The organism is Skermanella sp. (assembly GCF_059503625.1).
The window spans coordinates 1-5,162 of record NZ_JCACHA010001142.1 but is presented as its reverse complement, the minus strand read 5'-3'; the positions used below and the strand labels follow the sequence as shown (position 1 = coordinate 5,162).

Annotated in this window: 6 protein-coding genes; 5 read left to right on the top strand and 1 reads right to left on the bottom strand. The window is 63.7% G+C overall.

Annotated elements, in window-relative coordinates; genetic code table 11:
• Window positions 1–179: 179 nt before the first annotated feature.
• The 4 genes from AC5JJ6_RS40720 to AC5JJ6_RS40705 all read left to right on the top strand — a co-directional run bounded on the left by AC5JJ6_RS40720 (window position 180) and on the right by AC5JJ6_RS40705 (window position 2,791).
• Window positions 180–1,523 (top strand): hypothetical protein, encoded by a 1,344-nt coding sequence (locus AC5JJ6_RS40720; protein ID WP_496047520.1) that lies wholly within the window; start codon window positions 180–182, stop codon window positions 1,521–1,523.
• 138 nt (window positions 1,524–1,661) lie between these two features.
• Window positions 1,662–1,853, top strand: a complete 192-nt coding sequence (locus tag AC5JJ6_RS40715) for a hypothetical protein (protein ID WP_496047519.1) — start codon at window positions 1,662–1,664, stop codon at window positions 1,851–1,853.
• Window positions 1,854–1,940: 87 nt separating this feature from the next.
• A complete protein-coding gene (locus AC5JJ6_RS40710; protein WP_496047518.1) occupies window positions 1,941–2,372 on the top strand; it encodes an Xre family toxin-antitoxin system antitoxin in 432 nt (143 codons plus the stop codon).
• Window positions 2,372–2,791, top strand: coding sequence for an RES family NAD+ phosphorylase (locus AC5JJ6_RS40705; protein WP_496047517.1), 420 nt, complete (start codon window positions 2,372–2,374; stop codon window positions 2,789–2,791). The genes AC5JJ6_RS40710 and AC5JJ6_RS40705 overlap by 1 nt, the downstream gene beginning before the upstream one ends.
• Window positions 2,792–2,843: 52 nt before the next feature.
• Here AC5JJ6_RS40705 and lepA read toward each other — a convergent pair whose 3' ends face one another.
• Window positions 2,844–4,646 (bottom strand): translation elongation factor 4, encoded by a 1,803-nt coding sequence (gene lepA, locus AC5JJ6_RS40700; RefSeq protein ID WP_496047516.1) that lies wholly within the window; start codon window positions 4,644–4,646, stop codon window positions 2,844–2,846.
• 143 nt (window positions 4,647–4,789) lie between these two features.
• Here lepA and AC5JJ6_RS40695 point away from each other — a divergent pair.
• Window positions 4,790–5,162 (top strand): 2OG-Fe(II) oxygenase family protein (locus AC5JJ6_RS40695; protein WP_496047515.1); only part of this gene is annotated, 373 nt, incomplete at its 3' end.

The window sequence follows — 5,162 nt, the reverse complement described above, 5'->3', positions numbered from 1 at the left end:
CCTGAAATATCCTGACTACCGGCAGGCATTGCGGGATATCCTGGAGCGGGAAGGCGGCCGCTGATCCGTCACCGGCCGGTCCGTGTAGTCCTATATGCATTAGGATACTAACAATACGGGCTATTTGTCGCTATTTTTATCCTTAGGGAGCAATCCTCTTGGATGAAAGGACTGTGGCCATGGCGACGTCTGAACTCCTGGGAAAGATCAGGACCGGCCTGTACGATTTCCTGGGGGAATCTCCGGAGGAGCGGCCGGCGCCCATCTCCCAGGCGATTCGGCAATCGCCTGCCGCTCCGCCCGCTCCGGAGCCGTCGCCTCTGCTTGGGGCCGAACTGGCGCGGCTGTTTGCCCGCAACCCGAACGCGGTGGCAGGCCGCATCCATCTGATCGGGCTGGAACCGATCCGGAAACGCCTCGGCGAGCGCTGGCCTAAACTCCGTGACAGCATCCACCATCTGGCTTCCAAGGTGATCGGTCAGCATCTGGGGCCTGACGACGTCTTCTGCCGGTACGGTACGCTGGACTACCTGATCGCCTTCTCGGCGCTGACCCCGGAGGCGGCCCGTATCAAGTCCGTCGCCATCGCACAGGCGCTCTATGGTCATTTCCTGGGCAGCGACGATTTGGAAGGCATTACGATCAAGACGGCGGTCGGTCAGGTCGATGGGGCCATCGTGTTCGACCAGCAGCCCCTCCACAGCATCCTGAACGCGCTTGCCGATCTATCGCCGGTTCCCGCCGACGACAAACTCTGTCTCCGCCCTCGCAGCGACCCGGCCACTCTTCTGGAATGGCAGTACCGGCCGGTCCTCGACCGTCAGCATGGCGTGCTTTCCACGTGGTGCTGCGTGCCCTTCATCCGGCCTCCGGTGGGGTTGGTCAAGGAAGGGTACGGCGTGCTGGGTCGCGATGCCGACGCCGACCGGATCGCGGAACTGGACCGGATTACGCTGGACCATGCCTTACGGGATCTGGACGACTTGATCGCCAACCGGTTCAGCGTCTTCGTGAACGTGCCGCTTCATTTCGAAAATCTCTGCACGCGCCGGACGAGGGCCGGCGTCCTGGGATTGCTTCAGCAGACCGACGAGGTGCTGAGGCGTTTCCTGGTCTTCACGATCCAGGGTGCTCCGGGCGACATCCCGCGCGGACGGCTGCTCGAACTCGCCAGCATGCTGCGGCCGTTCTGCCGGTCCGTGTTTCTGGCTGCCGGCCCCTATGACCACTCGGTCGCCCATGCGAAGGAATGCGGCATCCATGGCGTGACATTCGACCTTGGCGGCCAGTTCGACGCCGCCGGACACCTGCCGCCCGCGCTGGAAAAGATCTGCCGCAACGTCGAGCATTCCGGTATCAGGCTCGCCATGATCGGCATCCGGACCGATGCGCAAGCCCAACTGGCCGCGGATCTCGGCGCCACGTATCTGGGAGGACCCCGGATCGGCCCTCCCGGAGAAGCGCCGGCCAATATGGTGCGCTATGGCTGGAACGACCTGATGGCGGGGCGGTGTCCGCTGTAAACCGGGATACCCGCACCAGCACGGGAGACATAGCTCCAAATGTGCGGCGGCACGCCGCATAGCGTTAGACCGAACGGTAAAATGATAATTGTCACAATTGTACGTTAAGATGCTCCGAGTCGTGCGGAGGAAAAACCAATGAATGAAGTTGCGCAGCCCGTGTTCCTGATCGTCGGTGCAACCGGAGAGCATGGTGCGGTCGATCATACCATCGTGGAAATGCCGAGCAGGAATGCCGGCGATATCGTCGGGCAGGCCTTGTCGGCCCGGCTCAGGAACGGCGGCGCCGCCGGCAAGGCTTATTTCCAGGTCGTATCGCCTTCGGCGTGATCGCATCCGTGCGCGTTCATATGCCCTCTCTTGAAGAGCGTGCGATTTCGCCCTAAGCTTGAAATCGTTGCGCTATGAGGGTGGACAATGGCCAGCGCCGCTCAGGTGGTCGCCCTTCTCGGTGGCGAGAAGGTTGTCGGAAGGCCGGTGACGTGCGATCTCGATATCGCCCGCCTGATCCGGGACGGGTTGCCGGTGGACGTCGTGGACAGGTTGGTCGGCGACAAGACGGTCACGCCCAATGAGGTGAGCCGCATCATCATTGCCGCCAAGGCGATGTCGGAGCGGCGCCGCAAGGGCGGGCTGACGCCGGAGCAGTCCGGAAAGGTAATCCGCGTCGCCCGCGTCTTCGCGGAAGCGCTGGAAACATTCGGCTCCCGCGACAAGGCGCTGACCTGGATGCGGCGCGGCTGTGCCGTCCTGGACGGGAAAGCCCCGATCGACCTGCTGGATACGGACGAGGGCGCCGGGCTGGTGGAAAGCCTGCTCGGCCGTATCGCCCATGGATTGGCCGCCTGATGCGCGTATGGAGGCTGACGCGGCTGCCCTATGCCGACCTGTCCGGAACGGGAGCCGAGTTGCTCGGCGGACGCTGGACGTCGCCCCGTGTTCCCGTCGTCTATGCCGCTGTCGACGCCGCCTTGGCGGCGCTGGAGATCCGGGCGAACCTCGACCTGGATTTCTCCCTGCTGCCCGACGACTACGTCCTGCTTGGGATCGACACGAACTATCTGGGCTACGAGGACGCGCCTCCTCTGACCGATGGCGATCAGTGCCGCGCCTATGGCGACCGCTGGCTGAGCGAGGGACGTTCGGCCCTGCTGCGCGTTCCGTCCGTCGTCATGCCGGAAAGCCACAACATCCTCATCAACCCCCGGCATCACGACGCCCGCCACGCCCGAATCGCCTGCCAGCGCCCCTGGCGGTATGCGGCCTGAGGCGGAGTGGGGCGGGTGAGGTTGCCGGGCGCGAACGGCCCGACATGGACACTCAGTTGTCGTTCATCTTCAGGGCGGCGATGAAGGCGCTCTGCGGGATTTCGACCTGGCCGAACTGCCGCATGCGCTTCTTGCCTTCCTTCTGCTTGTCCAGCAGCTTCCGCTTGCGGCTGATATCGCCGCCGTAGCACTTGGCGAGCACGTCCTTGCGCATGGCGCTGATGGTCTCGCGCGCGATCACGCGGCTGCCGATGGCGGCCTGCACGGCGATCTTGAACATCTGGCGCGGGATCAGCTCCTTCAGCCGCTCGCACAGCGCCCGGCCGCGCTTCTCGGCCGCCGCCCGGTGGACGATGGTGCTGAGCGCGTCGACCGGCTCGGCATTGACCATGATCGACAGCTTGACCAGATCGCCTTCGCGGTATTCGTCCCACTGATAGTCGAAGCTGGCATAGCCGCGGCTGATGCTCTTCAGGCGGTCGTAGAAGTCGAACACCACTTCGTTCAGCGGCAGGCGGTAGATCATCATGGCGCGGCTGCCGGCATAGGTCAGTTCGATCTGCTCGCCGCGCCGGTCGGTGCAGAGCTGAAGCACGCTGCCCAGGTATTCGTCCGGCAGCATGATCGTCGCCTTGATCCAGGGTTCCTCGATCTTCACGATGCGGACGGGATCGGGCATGTCGGCCGGGTTGTGCAGGTCGATGACCGAACCGTCGTTCATGTGGATCTTGTAGACCACCGACGGCGCCGTGGTGATCAGGTCCAGGTCGAACTCCCGTTCCAGCCGCTCCTGGATGATCTCCAGGTGAAGCAGGCCCAGGAAGCCGCAGCGGAAGCCGAAGCCCAGAGCCGCAGACGTTTCCGCCTCGAAATGGAAGCTGGCGTCGTTGAGGGCCAGCTTGCCCAGGCTGTCGCGCAGATGCTCGAAGGCGGCGGCGTCGGTCGGGAACAGGCCGCAGAACACCACCGGGACGGACGGCTTGAAGCCGGGAAGCAGCTTGTCGGCCGGACGCCGGTCGTCGGTGATGGTGTCGCCGACCTTGGTTTCGGTGATGTCCTTGATGCCCGCGGTGATGAAGCCCATCTCGCCGGGGTTCAGCACGCCGGTCAGCAGGGCCTTGGGCGTGAATACGCCGACGCGGTCGATCTCGCGCGCGGCGCCGCTGACCATCATCCGCATCTTCATGCCGACCTTGAGCTGGCCGTCGACCACGCGCACCAGGATGACGACGCCCAGGTAGGGGTCGTACCAGCTATCGACCAGCAGCGCCTTGGTGGTGGCGTCGGGATCGCCCTTGGGCGCGGGCAGCCGTTGCACGATGGCTTCCAGCACGTCCTCGATGCCGAGTCCCGTCTTGGCCGAGATCATGACGGCGTCCTGGGCGTCCAGGCCGATCACGTCCTCGATCTGCTGCTTGACGCGGTCGGGTTCCGCTGCCGGCAGGTCGATCTTGTTGAGGACCGGGATGATCTCGTGGTTGTTGTCCAGCGCCTGATAGACGTTGGCGAGCGTCTGCGCCTCGACGCCCTGGCTGGCGTCCACAACCAGGATCGAGCCTTCGCACGCCGCCAGCGACCGGCTGACCTCGTACGCGAAATCGACGTGGCCGGGAGTGTCCATCAGGTTGAGCTGATATTGCTCGCCGTCCTTGGCGGTGTAGAGCAGCCGGACGGTCTGCGCCTTGATGGTGATGCCGCGCTCCCGCTCGATATCCATGCTGTCGAGCACCTGCTCGCGCATCTCGCGCGCGTTCAGTCCTCCGCAGAGCTGGATCATGCGGTCGGCCAGTGTGGACTTGCCGTGATCGATGTGCGCGATGATGGCGAAGTTACGGATATTCTTGAGCTCGGACATGCCTGACGCCACTAACCTGAAAATTAGCCCGCACCATAGGGCCGCTGCGGGTTGGGCGCAACGGAGTCATGGAAATCGGGACCGACGCACGCCATACACTTGGCAAGCCATGCGCTTGATGATGAAAATTGCCGGGGAACCTCATGCAGTCGATCAAGCTTAACGAAGCGATCATGTATTGTTTCGGAACGCCGCTGTTCAAAGCGCGAATCCGGGACCACGGTCCGATGAACGCGGAGCTGGCTAAGTTCCTCCAGAAGGAACGCTCGCTCGATCCCGAGAAGCACATGTCGGCGGTCGGCGGCTGGCAGGGCAGCAAGGAGCTGTTCCATCAGGATCACCCTGCTCTCAACCGCCTCAAGGGACATGTCACCAAAGCCGTGATCGCCGTCACCTCCACATATTTCGGCCAGCCGCTCGATCCGGCCAAATGCACGGTGACCGGCGAGATGTGGGGCAACATCATCCCCAATGGCGGCTATACCAAGCTGCACAACCACTCGAAGTCCCACTGGA